The organism is Pantoea stewartii (genome assembly GCF_011044475.1).
In the GTDB taxonomy this organism is placed as follows: Bacteria; Pseudomonadota; Gammaproteobacteria; order Enterobacterales; family Enterobacteriaceae; genus Pantoea; species Pantoea stewartii.
Genome location: NZ_CP049115.1, coordinates 563,627 through 579,062, shown reverse-complemented (window position 1 = coordinate 579,062; position 15,436 = coordinate 563,627). Strand labels below are relative to the sequence as shown.

Here is a 15,436-nt window from a genome sequence, read left to right as displayed (position 1 = left end):
GCAGTGCAAATTTAGCGTGTGCGGAAGCGGTACGTCAGGAATGAGCGGGACAGGCTATCCTGTCCCGCTGGATAATACTCAGGCTGCGGGGCGAGCGACGACGCTGCGGGTTTCCATACGCACTTCGGCGATGGTCACGTCGATCACATCGGTCACGCGGTAAACCACTTCACCTTTGATCTGCACTGTGCCGCTTTCCTGGCTGCATACCAGTTCGTCACGAACGGAGTGCAGGAACGGAGCAGGGATAAACGCCACTGCGCCATTCTCCAGCAAACGCACGCGCATGCCACCACGGGAAATATCGATAATTTCCGCGCTGAATTTACGATCTGTCGCCGCAAAAGGTGACAGGTAACGGGCATAAAGCCAGTCGCCCACGTCACGCTCGGCCATGCGGTTAAGACGGCGGCGCTCGCTCATGGTGACCGTGACAGCGTCATCGGGCCGGGCGATCGACTCACCACGCACGATGGCTTTCAGCAGGCGATGGTTGATCATGTCGCCAAATTTACGAATCGGTGAGGTCCAGGTCGCATAGGCTTCCAGGCCCAGACCGAAGTGCGGGCCAGGTTCGGTGGTGATTTCCGCATACGTCTGGAAACGACGAATACGGCTGTCCAGGAACTGGGTCGGCTGGGCATCCAGCTCCCGGCGCAGCACGCGGAAACCGTCCAGCGTGGTAATCGCTGAAGGATCTGCCGTAATCCCATATGTCGCCAGCACGGCGGCGGCCTGCTCGGCGTTGGCAGTATCGAAGCCTGCATGGACGTTATAGATCCCAAAGCCCAGCTTATCGCGCAGCACCTCGGCCGCACAGATGTTGGCCAGAATCATGGCTTCTTCAACGATTCGGTTGGCAATGCGACGCGGTTCAGCGACGATATCCAGCACTTCGCCTTTCTCGCCCAACAGGAAGCGGTAATCCGGGCGATCTTTAAACACCAGCGCGTGGGCCTGGCGCCATTCGCCGCGAGACAGGCACAATTGATGCAGCAGGCGGATCTGATTCGCAATCGCGTCATTCTGCGGCTGCCACTCGCCGCTGTTCTCCAGCCAGTCAGAAACCTCGTCGTAGACCAGTTTGGCTTTCGATTCGATCCAGGCCGCGAAGAAGTGCACATCAGACAGGCTGCCATCCTGCGCCACGGTGACGCGACAGGCCAGTACCGGGCGACGCACATCAGGGCGCAGGGAGCAGACATCATCGGAAAGCTCGCGCGGCAGCATCGGGATATTAAAGCCCGGCAGGTAGTTGGTGAACGCACGTTGCGCGGCAAGCTTATCCAGCTCGCTGCCTTCAGCCACGTAAGCGGTCGGATCGGCAATGGCGACCGTCAGGCGCAGGGCATTGTCTTCCAGCGCCTCAACATAGAGCGCATCGTCCATATCTTCTGTGCTGGCGCTGTCGATAGTCACGAAATCCAGCGCGGTCAGGTCTTCACGCTGCAGGTTTTCGTCCAGCATCTCGCCAAAACCCATTTCAGGGGCCTGGCGCTCCAGATTGTGACGTGACAGTGTCACCCACCACGGCGCAAGATGGTCTTCTGCGCTGACAATAAATTCGGTCAGTTCGGCATAAAAGCCGCGGTCACCCTTTAACGGATGACGTCGCATTTCCGCGACGGCCCAGTCGCCCTGTTGGAAATCGTGGGTCAGCCCACGTACCGGACGGCACTGAATGGCCTCTTTCAGCAGGGGATGATCGGGCACGATAGAAAGACGATCGTCTTTTTTCTGCACACGGCCTACAAAACGGCTCAGGAAAGGCTCGACCAGCGTTTCTGGTTCTGCGCTTTCACGATCTTTATCGGTGTGGATGACGGCAATAATACGGTCGCCGTGCATCACTTTCTTCATCTGCGGGGGCGGGATGAAATAACTTTTTTGTGCATCGACTTCCAGAAAGCCGAATCCCTTTTCGGTGCCTTTTACAACGCCTTCTGCACGCGGCGTTTGTGAATGGAGCTTCTCTTTAAGCTGCGCAAGCAGCGGATTATCCTGGAACATGATTTTTACGTTTCGTGGCCTAATAGCGGCTGACAGTTTTACGCGAATCGCGGTCCCGCGGCAAGGCAAAAAGCCGGACGAACCGGCTTTTTGCCTGGAGCAAAGCCTGAATCAGGCAATGCGTTGGGTGACCGTTGCCTGCGACAATTCCAGCTTAACCGGCACCGATTTCGAGGTTGGCGTACCGCTAATATCACCGTAGCTGTTCAGCGGAACCAGCGGGTTGGTTTCTGGATAATAGGCCGCCAGGTTGCCACGCGGGATGTTGTAAGGCACCAGCTTAAAGCCGCTCACGCGACGTGTTACGCCATCATTCCACAGGGTTTCAATGTCAACATTCTGGCCTTCGCTGAAGCCTAATGCCGCCATATCGTCCGGGTTGATAAAGACGACTTCACGCTGACCATAAACGCCGCGATAGCGGTCATCAAGGCCGTAAATCGTCGTGTTGTACTGATCGTGCGAACGCAGGGTTTGCAGCGTGAAGGGCACCTCCTGATCCAACTGCGGAAACAGCGAGTCAGGCAGCGCGGCAGGGCTGAACTCGGCCTTACCGGTCGGCGTGTTGAAGCGCAGTTCGGCGGCGGCATTACCCAGATAGAACCCACCAGGCTGATCGCATTTGCTGTTAAAGTCGGCAAAGCCAGGAATCGTGGCTGCGATGTGATCGCGAATCAGGTTGTAGTCCGCCGCCAGATCCAGCCACTTCACCTTTTCATCGCCCAGTACCGCATGCGCAATGCTGGCGACAATCGACGTTTCTGAACGTTGTGTATCCGCCAGCGGAATACCCACGCCTTCAGACGCGTGCACCATGCTAAAGGAATCTTCCACGGTAATATACTGATTGCCCGTCGCCTGCAAATCGCGCTCGGTGCGGCCCAGCGTAGGCAGAATCAGGCCCTCATGACCGGGAACCAGATGGCTGCGGTTCAGTTTGGTACTGATATGCACGGTCAGGCCACAACGTGACAGCGCTTCTTCGGTGCGCGGTGAATCCGGTGCCGCCGCCGCCAGGTTGCCACCCAGCGCGATAAGCACTTTGATTTCGTCACGCAGCATGGCATTCAGTGCTTCAACGGTGTTATGACCTGCCGCACGCGGTGGCTCAAAATTGAAGTGCTGACCCAGCGCATCCAGGAACGGTTTTGCCGGTTTCTCATCAATGCCCATGGTGCGGTTACCCTGCACATTACTGTGACCACGAACAGGGCACAGACCCGCACCTTTTTTACCTAACTGGCCAAACAGCAGCTGCAGGTTAGTAATTTCGCGCACGGTATCGACGGAGTGTTTGTGCTGAGTGATACCCATCGCCCAGGTACAGATGACCCGATCGGCGCTCTGGTAAATCGCTGCCGCTTCACGGATCTGCGCTTCAGTCAGGCCGGACTGCGCCACAATCTGCATCCAGTCGGTGTTATCCACGGCGTCAAAGTAGGCTTCAACGCCGTGCGTTTTGGCATTCAGGAACGCCTGATCGAACAGGCCGCTTTCGCCTGCCGCAATGCGCGCGCGATGCGTTTCCAGCAGGGCTTTAACCATGCCGCGCACCGCGGCCATATCGCCACCCAGGTGCGGCTGATAATAGGCCGAGCTGATGGTACCGGCTTTCGAGGTCACAATTTCCAGCGGCTTCTGCGGATCGGCGAATCGTTCCAGACCGCGTTCGCGCAGCGTATTGAAGGTCACAATTTTTGCACCGTGATCGGCAGCGTGACGCAGGCTGTGCAACATGCGTGGATGGTTAGTGCCCGGGTTCTGTCCAAAAACAAAAATCGCATCCGCGTGGTCAAAATCATCCAGACGAATCGTGCCTTTACCCACGCCAATGCTGCGCTTCAGTCCCGCACCGCTGGCTTCGTGACACATGTTCGAGCAGTCAGGGAAGTTATTGGTGCCCAGCATGCGGCCAAACAGCTGATAAAGCCATGACGCTTCATTACTGGCGCGACCTGAGGTGTAAAGCTCCATCTGGTCTGGATTGTCCATCGCTTTGATGTGCTGCGCGATAAGCGCATAGGCGTCATCCCAACTGATGGGCTCGTAGTGATCGGTTTCACGGTTGTAGCGCAGGGGATGCGTCAGGCGGCCCTGATACTCCAGAAAGTAATCGCTTTGAGCATAGAGCGTGGTCACGCTGTGTTTCGCAAAGAAGTCGGCATCCACAACGCGGCGTGTCGCTTCCCAGGTTACCGCTTTCGCTCCGTTTTCACAAAAGCTGAAAGTACTTTTATTGTCATCGCCCCAGGCGCAGCCCGGGCAGTCAAAGCCACGCGCCTTGTTCATGCGCATGAGATTGCGCAGGTTTTTCAGGGCAGCTTTACTGTCGAAAACAAAACGTGTCGTGGCTTCCAGTGAACCCCAGCCACCCGCGGCGGCGCGGTATGGTTTAATTTGGCGCTTAAATTTCATCATAGGTGCAGGCTTATTTTTTTGTTGGACGAATGTTGCAAGGATATATCCTGATAGTGAAGATTAGTGTGCGTTCGACGACATAGCTTGTCTAATTGATTGACTTAATGGTGCGATAGGTCGCGTTTATCGTGACGGCACAACAACTGTGATGCTGTTCATATTTTACCCTTTCATAACTTCTCCGTATCAGGTGTTATCGGCACATCGCGCTAATACTTGCTGTTTATGACACAAAAAGGCGCGAAACCATGAAACACCTGACCAGCCAGATTCATGCATTTGGCAAGGCGTTGATGATGCCTATTTCGGTGATCGCGGCAGCCGGTATTTTTCTGGGGCTGGCCGCGGCCATGCAGAACCCCGCAGTGACGGGGGAAGCCTTTGCGCAAATGCAGGTGGCCCAGCTCATTATCGGTTTTATTCGCAAAGTCGCAGGAGCGCTGTTTGCCAATCTGCCCCTGTTCTTTGCCGTCGCCAGTGCGATTGGTCTGGCAAAAGTCGAGAAACCGACCGCCGCCTTTGCGGCGGTGATTGGCTATATCGCCATGAACGTGGGGATTAATGCGACGCTGGCCGCAAAAGGCATAACGGCGGCCACCACCACGCCTCAGGCGCTGCAACAGGCGGGACTGGATCAAACGACCGCCATGATGACCTCGGCGGAATATATCCAGATGCTGGGGATTTTTACCTACAACATGAGCGTGCTGGGTGGCGTGGTGGCCGGCCTGCTCACCGTAATGTTGCACAATCGTTTTTATACGCAGCAACTTCCTACAGCGATCAGCTTCTTTGGCGGCCGACGTTTTGTGCCCATTGTCACCGTCGTGGTTCTGCCGCTGGTGGGTGTATTGCTGGCGCTGATCTGGCCAACCCTTGGAGAGGGCATCGCCTGGGTGGGTCAGATGATTGGCCACAGTGGTCAGTACGGTGCATTTCTGCTGGGGGCGGCTGAACGCCTGCTGATTCCCACCGGGCTGCACCATATTCTCAATGAAACGGTCCGCTTTACGCCGATTGGCGGTATGGCGGTTGTGGACGGACAGACCCTTGTCGGCGCATTGAATATTTTCAATGCCTCGCTGACACATCCTGGCCTCATCCCGGATGCCACGCTGCGAACGGCTACCCAGTTCCTGGCGCAGGGAAAAATACCGGTGATGATGTTCGGGCTGCCTGCTGCAGCACTGGCGATCTATCACACCGCACGTCCGGAGCATAAACAACGCGTGAAAGCGCTGGTGCTGGCCGGCGCGCTGACCTCCTTTACCACCGGGATCACCGAACCTCTGGAGTTCTGCTTTATTTTTGTGTCGCCCGTGCTCTATGTGTTGCATGCGTTTTTGACCGGCCTTTCATTTATGTTGATGTCAATGCTGCATCTGATGATTGGCAACGTGCAGGGCGGCATTATCGACCTGGTGGTCTTCGGTGTGCTGGGTGGCAGTAAAACCCACTGGTGGTGGACGCTGGTGCTTGGCGTGATCTACGCACCGATCTATTACTACGGGTTCCGTTTTGTCATTACCCGCATGAATGTCGAAACACCGGGACGGGAAACCGAGGAGGAAAAACCGCAGGTCGTTGATGGCAGTGAACGCACTCAGGTCATTATCAGTGGATTGGGTGGGGCTGCCAATATAGAGGACATCGATTGCTGCTTTACGCGCTTACGGGTGCGGGTAAAAGATATGAAAGAGGTGGTGGATCACACCCTGATGAGTACGGGCGCGAATGGCGTGAATCGCGTCAGTGAGCAGGATGTTCAGGTGATTTACGGTCCTCAGGTCGAAAAGATTGCGCAGGAAGTGAAATCGATGCTTGGCGTCGGCTGACGGCGGCCTCACTGGGCGCAGCAGGTGCGCCCTCCCTGTCTGACATATTACAGCATTCCGTTCCGTTCTAAGCTCCGTTTTTATCCGTTCCCCTCACGTTCACGATTAACACAAAAATATAAGCAATGCTTTATGTTTCATTTTGTGATCTGTGCTTGAATTTTACCGGTAACACTCTATGGTAAGAGGTGGAAAGTGCAATACACGCAATTAACAGGGGGTTATTTATGGCGAAAAACAGGTTAGTTAAAGTCCTTGAAATATCGGCAATTGTTGTTTTCACACTTGTCGTGATCTATTTACTGGCGACGGGCGTACTGTCGTCAACGGGCATTGATCACGCCTGGCCTTATCCAACGAAGTAACAACGGGCAACACCAGGGAAAACACCATAAAAAATAATAATTCTGCCAGCCTGACCTGAAAGAGTCCGGCCTGTTGCGCGCCCATTACGCCTTTCGTCTCGCCCCCAAAAGTATCTCCTGTCATCCGGACACTCGGGCTGTATTACTGCACTCTGCCTGTAGCGGAATCCTGAACGCACGCTGACTGGCATTCTGTTGCGCCCTCGGCACATAATAGACGTTCAACTGAGCGACGTTATGGCGGGCACAAAAAATCGACATCAAGCAACTCATCTACCTCTGCAACCTCGAACGCGAACGCCATTTTGGCCGTGCCGCTGAGGCGAGTTTTGTCAGCCAGCCTACCTTATCAATGCGGTTAAAAAATCTGGAACGCGAACTGGGGTTATCCCTGATCAACCGCAGCAATAACTTTGCCGGATTCACGCCAGAAGGGGATCGGGTGCTGGCCTGGGCGCGGGAAATCGTCTCCGTTTATCAGGGGCTGAAGCTGGAAGTCGAGTCACTGAAACACGGCGTTAACGGCACATTGCGGCTGGGTGTGGTACCGCAGTGCAGCGTGTCGCTGGCCCAGCTGCTCAAAGCGGTTCAGGTGCGCTATCCACAACTCGATTACCGTATTGCCGTCCTGAGCGCCGACCAGCTGCTGGAGGCGCTGAACAGTCATACGGTCGATGTCGGGATTGGTTTTTTTGAAATGGCGACGCTGCGTGAACTGCATTTTCAGGCCGCGTTGCTGGCGGACCGTGGCGTTGAAGCGGTGTTTCATCCCGGACATTTTCAGCACTTAAGCGAGGTTGAAAGCCTAGATCTGCCAACGCTGGCCCGTCAGCCGCTGTGTCTGGCTGAACCCACGCGCTATTTTCGTCGCTATCTGGATATGGCGCTGCGGGAGATGTCGCTGATGCCGCGCGTGGTGGTAGAAAGCGCCTCCATTATGCAACTGCTGCAGTGTACGCAGGTCGGGTTGGGCGTACTGGTTTCGCCACGCGGTCATCTGCTGCCCGCGTCTTTACACGGACTGGAACAGCGACCTGTCATAATGCCAAAGATGGCGCGCCAGGCGGCCCTGGTGGTCGCTGAACCGGGTCGGGCAACGCCGCTGGCACAGCACTTCTATGACGAAGCGCGCAGTCATCTGGATCTTTAGCGCGCCTCACCACAGGCATAAAATAAACGGCTGTTCCAGTTTGCCCGCGCGATGGCCTGGATAAGCGCGAACTGATCGGCAACGGACCAGCCGGATTCTTGCAATGGCTGGAGATCGGCGGCGCAAAAACGTTCTGGCTGGCGGGTCAGCAGGGCGGTTAACGCGCTGACCGCCCGGTCAGCGTCGGTCAGGTTAGCATTATCAACAGTGCCAGACTGGCCGCTACAGGGCGTTAACGACGGTGGACGCCAGCGATTTCCCAGCAGGCTTGCCGCTGTAGCCTCAACCCGGGCGGTGAAGACCGTCTCCTCCTGATGATTCAACCTGTGCCAATGCTCTAATAACGCCGGTGCGTGCGCCAGCAACCAGAGGGCGTCCTCTGGCGCAGACGATGTCTGGCATTGCGCCACGGCCTTATGCTGCGCCTCGCTGGCATAGCGGGGCTCAAGCGGTTTCAGGACTGGCTGCCAGACGCCGGGGGCATCGGTGGCTGGCGCATCCGGTGCAGGTGACATGCCGGGGATCCAGCGTACCGGCATGTTCAGCAGAGCATGAATACCGGCGATCAGGCGTGCCTGGTAACAGACAAAGCCGACCAAATGATTAAGCGTGACAATATCGGCTTCGCTCAGACCTGCGGCGTGAAGGGCGCGCACACTGTCGGCAGTAATCAGAGTGGGTTGCATGGCCAGCAGTCGGGCGTACTGGGTAATTTGTGTCAGGCGGTTATTGCTCTCGCGCGACGAGTCAGGGCCAGGCAGAGGATTGAGTCTTGCAGAGTAGTGATTGCAGAGCCGCTGAATGCCCGTAACCTGCGCCACGGTCAGCGCGCTGCTTAACCGATCGTAAAGCGTCAGCGTATGGGTCAGCGTAACGTCAACCTGGTCGGGAAACAGCAGGTCAACAATCTCATGAGCAATCTGAATGGCGGGTTGTCCGGCCTGCAACACCGGCTGAACAGAAGAGGTTTCCTGCGCTAACCCCAACAAGAACCGATCGTCGATATGCGCTGCTTCAGGAAAAAGCGGGGCAGCCGGAACGGTACGCGGACAGGTCTGGCTCTCGTAAAACCAGTGATCCTGGCCAGTATAGCGGCGTTGTTGCATCATCAGTCCTTTTGCAAAATCTGATGCGGCACATGCGGGACAGAGTCAGTGAACCGGTCGCAGGCCGCAGGGCTGACTTATCCTCGCCCACGGGCAGGGCACGGCAAAAGACCGATCGGTGATAATTAATAGCAATAAGGAATAACGAGGGCGCAGGCGGGGAAGGACAGGGCGAGCAGCGCTCGCCCATGAGGAAACTTATTTCAGTTCCAGTTCGTTCATCGCGGCGATGCTGAAACCGCCGTCGACGTGAACGATCTCGCCGGTGATACCACCCGCCAGATCGGAACACAGGAAGGCCGCAGAGTTACCGACGTCTTCGATGGTCACGGTACGGCGAATCGGGGTTACCGCTTCACAGTGAGCCAGCATCTTACGGAAATCTTTGATGCCTGAAGCCGCCAGCGTACGGATTGGACCGGCAGAAACGGCGTTCACACGCACGCCTTCTGGTCCCATGGCATTGGCCATGTAACGTACGTTTGCTTCCAGAGACGCTTTTGCCAGGCCCATTACGTTGTAGTTAGGGATAGCGCGCTCTGCACCCAGGTAGGACAGCGTCAGCAGCGCTGAGTTGGGGTTCAGCATCGCACGGCACTCTTTTGCCATGGCAACAAAGCTGTAGGCACTGATGTCGTGCGCAATTTTGAAACCTTCGCGGGTTACGGCATTCACGTAATCGCCATCCAGCTGGTCGCCTGGGGCAAAACCAATTGAGTGAACGAAACCGTCAAATTTCGGCCAGGTTTTTGCCAGCTCAGCGAACAGGGACTGGATGCTTTCATCTTCTGCAACATCACATGGCAGTACGATGTCAGAACCCAAATCTTTGGCGAACTCTTCCACACGACCTTTCAGTTTGTCGTTTTGGTAGGTGAAAGCCAGTTCTGCGCCCTGTTTGTGCATCGCCTGTGCAATACCGTAGGCGATGGAAAGTTTACTGGCAACACCAGTAATCAGAATGCGCTTACCGGAAAGAAAACCCATAGCTGTAATCCTTATGGTCATGGTAGTTGGCGGTCGCGTTGTTTAAATAATAGACGACCGACGTTAATCGACGTGCGGATTCTAGCACGTCTGCCTTAAATCAGGAAAACTGCGCACAGTTTTCCACAAAACCCCGAAAAATCAACGCTCGCGTCGCCACGCTTCGGCCGTTAACGCTTCGCCGAAATGGCTATTGATCAGACGTTTGGTCAGATCATGCAGCGGAGAAGCCAGCACGTCGGCCGTCCCGCCGCGTTCCACGACTTCGCCTTGATGCATGACCAACACTTTGTCGCTGATATGCTTCATCATCCCTAAATGTTGCGTCACGTAGATGTAGGCGATGCCGTGTTTTTCCTGCAGCTCCAGCATCAGGTTGACCAACTGTGAGCGCATGGTCATATCCAGTGAGGCTAGCGCTTCATCAGCAATAATCACTTTGGGTTGCAGAATTAATGCCCGCGCCAGGCCCAGACGCTGTTTTTGGCCTGGTGCCAGCATATGCGGATAATAACCGGCATGGTCGCGCAGTAATCCCACCTGACGCAGCGTGCCAATGATCCGTTTCTCGCGCGCCTCGGCGTCAAGATCGGTATTCAGGCGCAGCGGCAGCTCCAGAATCTGACTGACGCGCTGCCGGGGATTAAGCGACGTAGAAGGATCCTGGAAAATCATACGGATGCGCTGGCTACGGTAGCCATAATCCCCAAAGCTCAGCGCATGATCGTCAATAATGATTTCCCCCTCCGTTGGGGCAACGGTGCCGCTGAGCATTTTTGCCAGCGTTGATTTGCCGGAGCCATTTTCGCCGATGATCGCCAGCGTCTGCTTCTCCCGCAGCGTGAAGCTTACGGACTTCACCGCCTCGACATGCTGACGGCGAAACAGACCGGTGCGATAACGAAACGTTTTGCTCAGATTGCGCACTTCCAGTAGCGTTTCCATGCTATTGGCCCTCCACGTTGAGCGGAAAATGGCAGGCATAGAGATGCGAACGGGAGCCCGTCAGCCGTGGCGTTTCCACACATTTACGCTGTGCATATGGGCAGCGCGGCCCAAGACGGCAGCCAATGGGCAGGCTTTCAAGCGATGGAATCGCGCCGGATAAGGTATTCAGGCGGCTCTTGTGAGGAAGCGGTCGGCCAAAGTCTGGCATCGCACGAATCAGCGCCTGGGTATACGGATGGTGCGGCGTGGTCATCAGGTCTTCACTCTGCGCCGTTTCCACGGTTTGTCCGCAGTACATAACGTTGATCCTGTCAGCCCAGTGACTCAGAGTACGCAGGTCATGGCTGATTAGCAGAATCGTGGTGTTGTTGTTCTGATTCAGACGGCTCAACAGGCGAAAGATCTGCGCCTGCGTTGTCGGCTCCATGGCGTTGGTCGGTTCGTCGGCAATCAGCAGGCGCGGCTGATTCGCCAGTGCGATGGCAATCATCACTTTCTGACACTCGCCCTCGGTGAGTTCGTAGGGAAAGCTGCGCATGATGTCTTTGTGATCTTTAATACCGACGCGGTGCAGCAGCTCGATGGCGCGGTTTTTTCGCCAGAACCAAAAGCGCTTCATCCACGGTCCTTTGTACGTCCAGCGCGGAATCGCCTGCATCAACTGACGGCCGACACTTTCCGAGGGATCGAGACAGGACTGCGGTTCCTGGAAAATCATCGACACATTGTGACCTACGATGCGGCGACGCTCACGCGGCGACAAACGCAGCAAATCCACGTCATCAAAGACCATACGGTCTGCGGTGACGCGCCAGTTGTCGTTGGTCACGCCACAAATCGCCTTGGCAACCAGACTTTTGCCCGAGCCCGACTCACCCACCAGACCGCGAATTTCGCCTTCAGTCAGTGATAAATTGATGCGGTCTACCGCTTTGACCGGCCCGTCAGCGGTCATAAATTCAATCGTCAGATTACGAATATCCAGTAACGGCATTATTCCACTCCTGCCTCGACGGCCCGACGAATGCCGTCACCGAGCAGATTAACCATTAACACGCTGACCATCAGCGCGGCACCGGGAAGCATGACAGTCCAGGGCGCAACATACACCAGCTCCAGCGAATCACCCAGCATCGCACCCCACTCAGGCGAGGGCAACTGCGCGCCGAGGTCAAGAAAACCCAGTGCGGCGATATCGAGAATAGCCATCGACAGCGCGCGCGTAATTTCACTGATCAGCATAGGCAAAACGTTAGGCAAAATGGCGTGCCACAAAATATTGATGCTGGTGGCGCCATCCAGGCGAGCCGCAATCACATACTCTTTTTCCAGTTCGTCATGAACGGCGCTGTAGATTTCGCGCACCAGGCGCGGCATCAGCGCCAGCCACACGGCCAGTAATGCGTGCTCCAGGCGCGGCCCCAGAAACGCCACTACGATAATGGCCAGCAAGAGTGAGGGAATGGACAGCAGCGTATCCAGGACATGATTCAGCACCGCAGAACGCACACCGTGCGTCATGCCCGCCACAATCCCCAGCACCAGCGCCCAGAAGGTGGCAAACAGCGTGACGAGAATGGCCGATCCAACCGTGGGGGCCACGCCGTTCAGCAGGCGGCTCAGTAAATCACGCCCCAGATCGTCCGTCCCGAGAAAAAAGGAAACCTCACCGTAGCGCGACCAGGAGGGCGGTAGCAGTTGATAACCCAGAAATTGCTGGTCGATGTTGTAAGGGGCCAGAAAATGGCCGAACAGACACAGTAGCAGCAGCGCGCCAAAGCCGTACAGGCCAATCATCGCCGGCATATCGCCATAAAAATGGTGCCAGCTCTGGCGAAACGCACTGGGCAGGCGTTTTTCGGCGTAGATGTTATCGGACGGCATACCATTCCTTATGTTTCAGCGGATTCAGCGCCGCGCCGACGATGTCAGCGAGCACATTCACCACAATCACCAGTCCACCGGTCACCATTACGCCTGCTGAGATGGCCGCATAGTCCTGCTGACGGATGGCGTTAATCAGCCAGCGCCCCAGGCCAGGCCAGTTAAAAACCATCTCCGTAATCATCGCCAGCGTTAACATGCTGGAGAACTGTAAACCCAGGCGCGGAATGACAGGCGGAAGGGCGTTATGCAGCACATGACGGCGAATAACGGTAAAGCGCGAGAGCCCGCGGGTCGCCGCAGCTTTAACATAGTTTTTATCGACGACATCGCTGGTGCTGATGCGCAGTAAACGCACAATCTCAGTGGTCGGGGCCATCGCCAGCACGGTCACCGGTAAAATCAGGTGCATCAGCACGCTGATCATCATTTCATGCCGCCATGGTGAGGGGCTGAGCCAGGCATCGATTAAAGCAAAACCGGTTATGTTCTGGACCGGATAGAGCAGATCATAGCGACCGGAAACCGGCAGCCAGCCCAGCGTTAACGAGAAAAACAGGGTAAACAGCAGGGCGAGCCAGAAGACCGGGATCGAAAAACCCAGCAAGGCAAATGCGCTGATAACTTTGTCCTGCCATTTATGACGCAGGGCACCCGCACAAATCCCCAGCGGAATGCCGACGATTAAGGCAAGCGTAAAGGCCATCAGGCACAGCTCCATGGTGGCCGGAAAGACCTCGCGCAGTTGCAGGCCAATTTCCTGACCATTGGTGCTGGATACGCCAAAGTCCAGTTGCAGCATGCCTTTAAACCAAAACCACCAGGCATCGAACAGTGAGGCGCCTTCGAGCGGGGCATTCGGTGTGAAGTAGCTCAGGCTGAAACTCACCAGCGAGAGAAAAAACAGCGTAATCACCAGTAACACCAGCCGACGCAAAATATAAATGATCACTTATCGATCCTCCCGCTCATCACGATAAACGCCAGCAAAGGAAGCGTTACCAAACGGACTCAGTACCAGGCCTTTAATATCATGCCGGTAGGCTTGCAGGCGCAAGGATGAAGCCAGCGGCAGGACGGGCAGTTCCTGAGCTAAAATTTGCTGGGCTTTATCATAGCTTTCAATGCGTCCGGACAGCTGTTGCGACAGCAGAGCATTTTTCAGCGTGCTGTCAAACGCAGGCGAGCACCAGTGCGCATAGTTGGTCTGTGAGGCAATCGCCGCGCAGCTCAGCAGGGGACGAAAGAAACTGTCAGGATCGTTACTGTCGGTTGCCCAGCCTGCCAGGGTCAGGTCGTGGTTCATCGCCATCAACTGTGCTTCCTGAAAACGGCCTTCAACCGGCACGATAGTGACGTTAACGCCAATTTGTGCCAGATCGGCCTGAATCAGTTCTGCCGTTTTCAGCGGCGCGGGGTTCCAGGACTGCGAGGCGGCAGGCACCACCAGACGCAGGTGAAGATCGGTCACGCCCGCCGCTTCCAGCGCAGCCCTAGCCTTTTTCGGATCGTAGGCGGTGATGCTGGCATCCGTATCGTAAGCCCAGGAGGCACGCGGCAAAATCGAGGCCGCAGTTTCTGCCGTGCCGTAATAAATCGACTCCATCAGGCGTTCATTATTAATGGCCAGCGCCAGCGCGTGACGCACTTCCGGTCTGTCGAGCGGGGGTTTTCGCGTGTTGAAGGCCAGATAGGCGATGTTCATACCGGGCCGCAACGTCATACGTAGCCGGGGATCGTCGCGCAGAATGGAAATCTGGCTGGCGGCAGGATAGGCCAGCACATCGCACTCACCGGTCAGCAGTTTCGATAACCGGCCGGTGCCGCCCGCGCCAAGATCAATCACCACCTGTTGCAGGCGCGGTACGCCTTTCCAGTAGTAGGGATTGCGGGCCAGGCGAATATATTGCCCACTGCGGTATTCACTCAGCTGAAACGGGCCGGTGCCCACAGGTAGCCGATCCAGCGTTTCCTGATGACCTGTTTTGTCCAGGCTGTCTGCGTATTCCTTCGAGAGGATGGGCGCATAGTGGGTTGCCATGTGCCAGAGAAACGACGCATCAGGGCTGTTCAGGCGAATTTCGACCGTATAGTTATCGATCTTTTTCACGCTCTGCACGGCGTCAGCGAACTGCAGGCTGTCGAAATAGGGATAATAGCCGCCATTAACGTCATGCCAGGGATGTTTACGGTCAAACATGCGCGCAAAGCTAAAGACCACATCGTCGGCATTCATCGTGCGGGTAGGCGTAAAGTTTGAGGTGTGCTGAAACTGCACACCGTGACGCAAGTGAAAGCGATAGGTCGCGCCGTTATCACGCACCTCCCAGCTGTCGGCCAGGTCAGCCTGTAAACGATAGGTATAGGGATCGACATCAAGCAGGCGGTCATAGAGCTGCGCCGCCAGTGTGTCCACCGTTAAACCACTACTGGCCATCTGCGGGTTAAACGTATTTAGCGTCCCGTTGACGCAATAGACAAAGCCGCTTTGACGAATATCCGTGGCAGGTGCGGGCGCGGACCACACAGGCGCGCTCAACACGCTGAGACTCAGCAACAGCGAAGGCATTAGTTTTAACATAGAACTCAACGATTCTCGGGCATTGGGCAAAGTGTATCGCAAAGCGCGCGTGGTCCCAACTCTGCGTCATCGATTGCCGACGATTCGTACAGCAGGTGTAAACGACCCGCGCAAAAAGGCGCAGCGTTGGTGTGGAGATGAGAAAAATTCTC

General features: G+C 56.0%; 12 protein-coding genes. 3 read left to right on the top strand and 9 right to left on the bottom strand.

The genetic code is table 11. The features are described from left to right. Nucleotides 1–78: 78 nt before the first annotated feature. Nucleotides 79–2,010 carry an exoribonuclease II gene (locus G5574_RS02615; RefSeq protein ID WP_164481995.1) on the bottom strand — a complete coding sequence of 644 codons (1,932 nt, stop codon included), beginning with the start codon at nt 2,008–2,010 and terminating at the stop codon, nt 79–81. Between the two features lie 111 nt (nt 2,011–2,121). Then, complete coding sequence (locus tag G5574_RS02610; RefSeq protein WP_039341548.1) at nt 2,122–4,425, bottom strand: FdhF/YdeP family oxidoreductase; 2,304 nt, start codon at nt 4,423–4,425, stop codon at nt 2,122–2,124. A gap of 251 nt (nt 4,426–4,676) precedes the next feature. Between G5574_RS02610 and G5574_RS02605 the strand changes: the two genes are divergently transcribed. The 3 genes from G5574_RS02605 (at nt 4,677) to G5574_RS02595 (ending at nt 7,778) form a co-directional block, all read left to right on the top strand. Continuing rightward, nucleotides 4,677–6,263, top strand: a complete 1,587-nt coding sequence (locus G5574_RS02605; protein WP_164481994.1) for a PTS transporter subunit EIIC — start codon at nt 4,677–4,679, stop codon at nt 6,261–6,263. A gap of 227 nt (nt 6,264–6,490) precedes the next feature. Beyond that, nucleotides 6,491–6,628 carry a hypothetical protein gene (locus G5574_RS02600; protein WP_164481993.1) on the top strand — a complete coding sequence of 46 codons (138 nt, stop codon included), beginning with the start codon at nt 6,491–6,493 and terminating at the stop codon, nt 6,626–6,628. A gap of 253 nt (nt 6,629–6,881) precedes the next feature. Then, nucleotides 6,882–7,778 (top strand): LysR family transcriptional regulator, encoded by an 897-nt coding sequence (locus tag G5574_RS02595; protein WP_164483184.1) that lies wholly within the window; start codon nt 6,882–6,884, stop codon nt 7,776–7,778. Here G5574_RS02595 and G5574_RS02590 read toward each other — a convergent pair. From G5574_RS02590 to sapA, 7 genes are all read right to left on the bottom strand, one after another. Then, nucleotides 7,775–8,884, bottom strand: coding sequence for a carboxymuconolactone decarboxylase family protein (locus G5574_RS02590; RefSeq protein ID WP_164483183.1), 1,110 nt, complete (start codon nt 8,882–8,884; stop codon nt 7,775–7,777). The two genes, G5574_RS02595 and G5574_RS02590, sit on opposite strands and share 4 nt — an antisense overlap. Nucleotides 8,885–9,082: 198 nt before the next feature. Then, nucleotides 9,083–9,871: an enoyl-ACP reductase FabI gene (gene fabI / locus G5574_RS02585; protein ID WP_006119311.1), complete on the bottom strand. Its 789-nt coding sequence runs from the start codon at nt 9,869–9,871 to the stop codon at nt 9,083–9,085. Between the two features lie 141 nt (nt 9,872–10,012). Then, nucleotides 10,013–10,816 (bottom strand): putrescine export ABC transporter ATP-binding protein SapF, encoded by an 804-nt coding sequence (gene sapF, locus G5574_RS02580; protein WP_039340210.1) that lies wholly within the window; start codon nt 10,814–10,816, stop codon nt 10,013–10,015. Nucleotide 10,817: 1 nt separating this feature from the next. Then, nucleotides 10,818–11,813, bottom strand: a complete 996-nt coding sequence (sapD, locus tag G5574_RS02575; protein WP_006119309.1) for a putrescine export ABC transporter ATP-binding protein SapD — start codon at nt 11,811–11,813, stop codon at nt 10,818–10,820. Further along, complete coding sequence (gene sapC, locus G5574_RS02570; RefSeq protein ID WP_164481992.1) at nt 11,813–12,703, bottom strand: putrescine export ABC transporter permease SapC; 891 nt, start codon at nt 12,701–12,703, stop codon at nt 11,813–11,815. The genes sapD and sapC overlap by 1 nt, the downstream gene beginning before the upstream one ends. Continuing rightward, nucleotides 12,690–13,655 carry a putrescine export ABC transporter permease SapB gene (gene sapB, locus G5574_RS02565; protein ID WP_039340214.1) on the bottom strand — a complete coding sequence of 322 codons (966 nt, stop codon included), beginning with the start codon at nt 13,653–13,655 and terminating at the stop codon, nt 12,690–12,692. Before sapB ends, sapC begins: the two co-directional genes overlap by 14 nt. Beyond that, nucleotides 13,656–15,284 carry an ABC transporter substrate-binding protein SapA gene (gene sapA / locus G5574_RS02560; RefSeq protein ID WP_039340216.1) on the bottom strand — a complete coding sequence of 543 codons (1,629 nt, stop codon included), beginning with the start codon at nt 15,282–15,284 and terminating at the stop codon, nt 13,656–13,658. Nucleotides 15,285–15,436 lie beyond the last annotated feature (152 nt).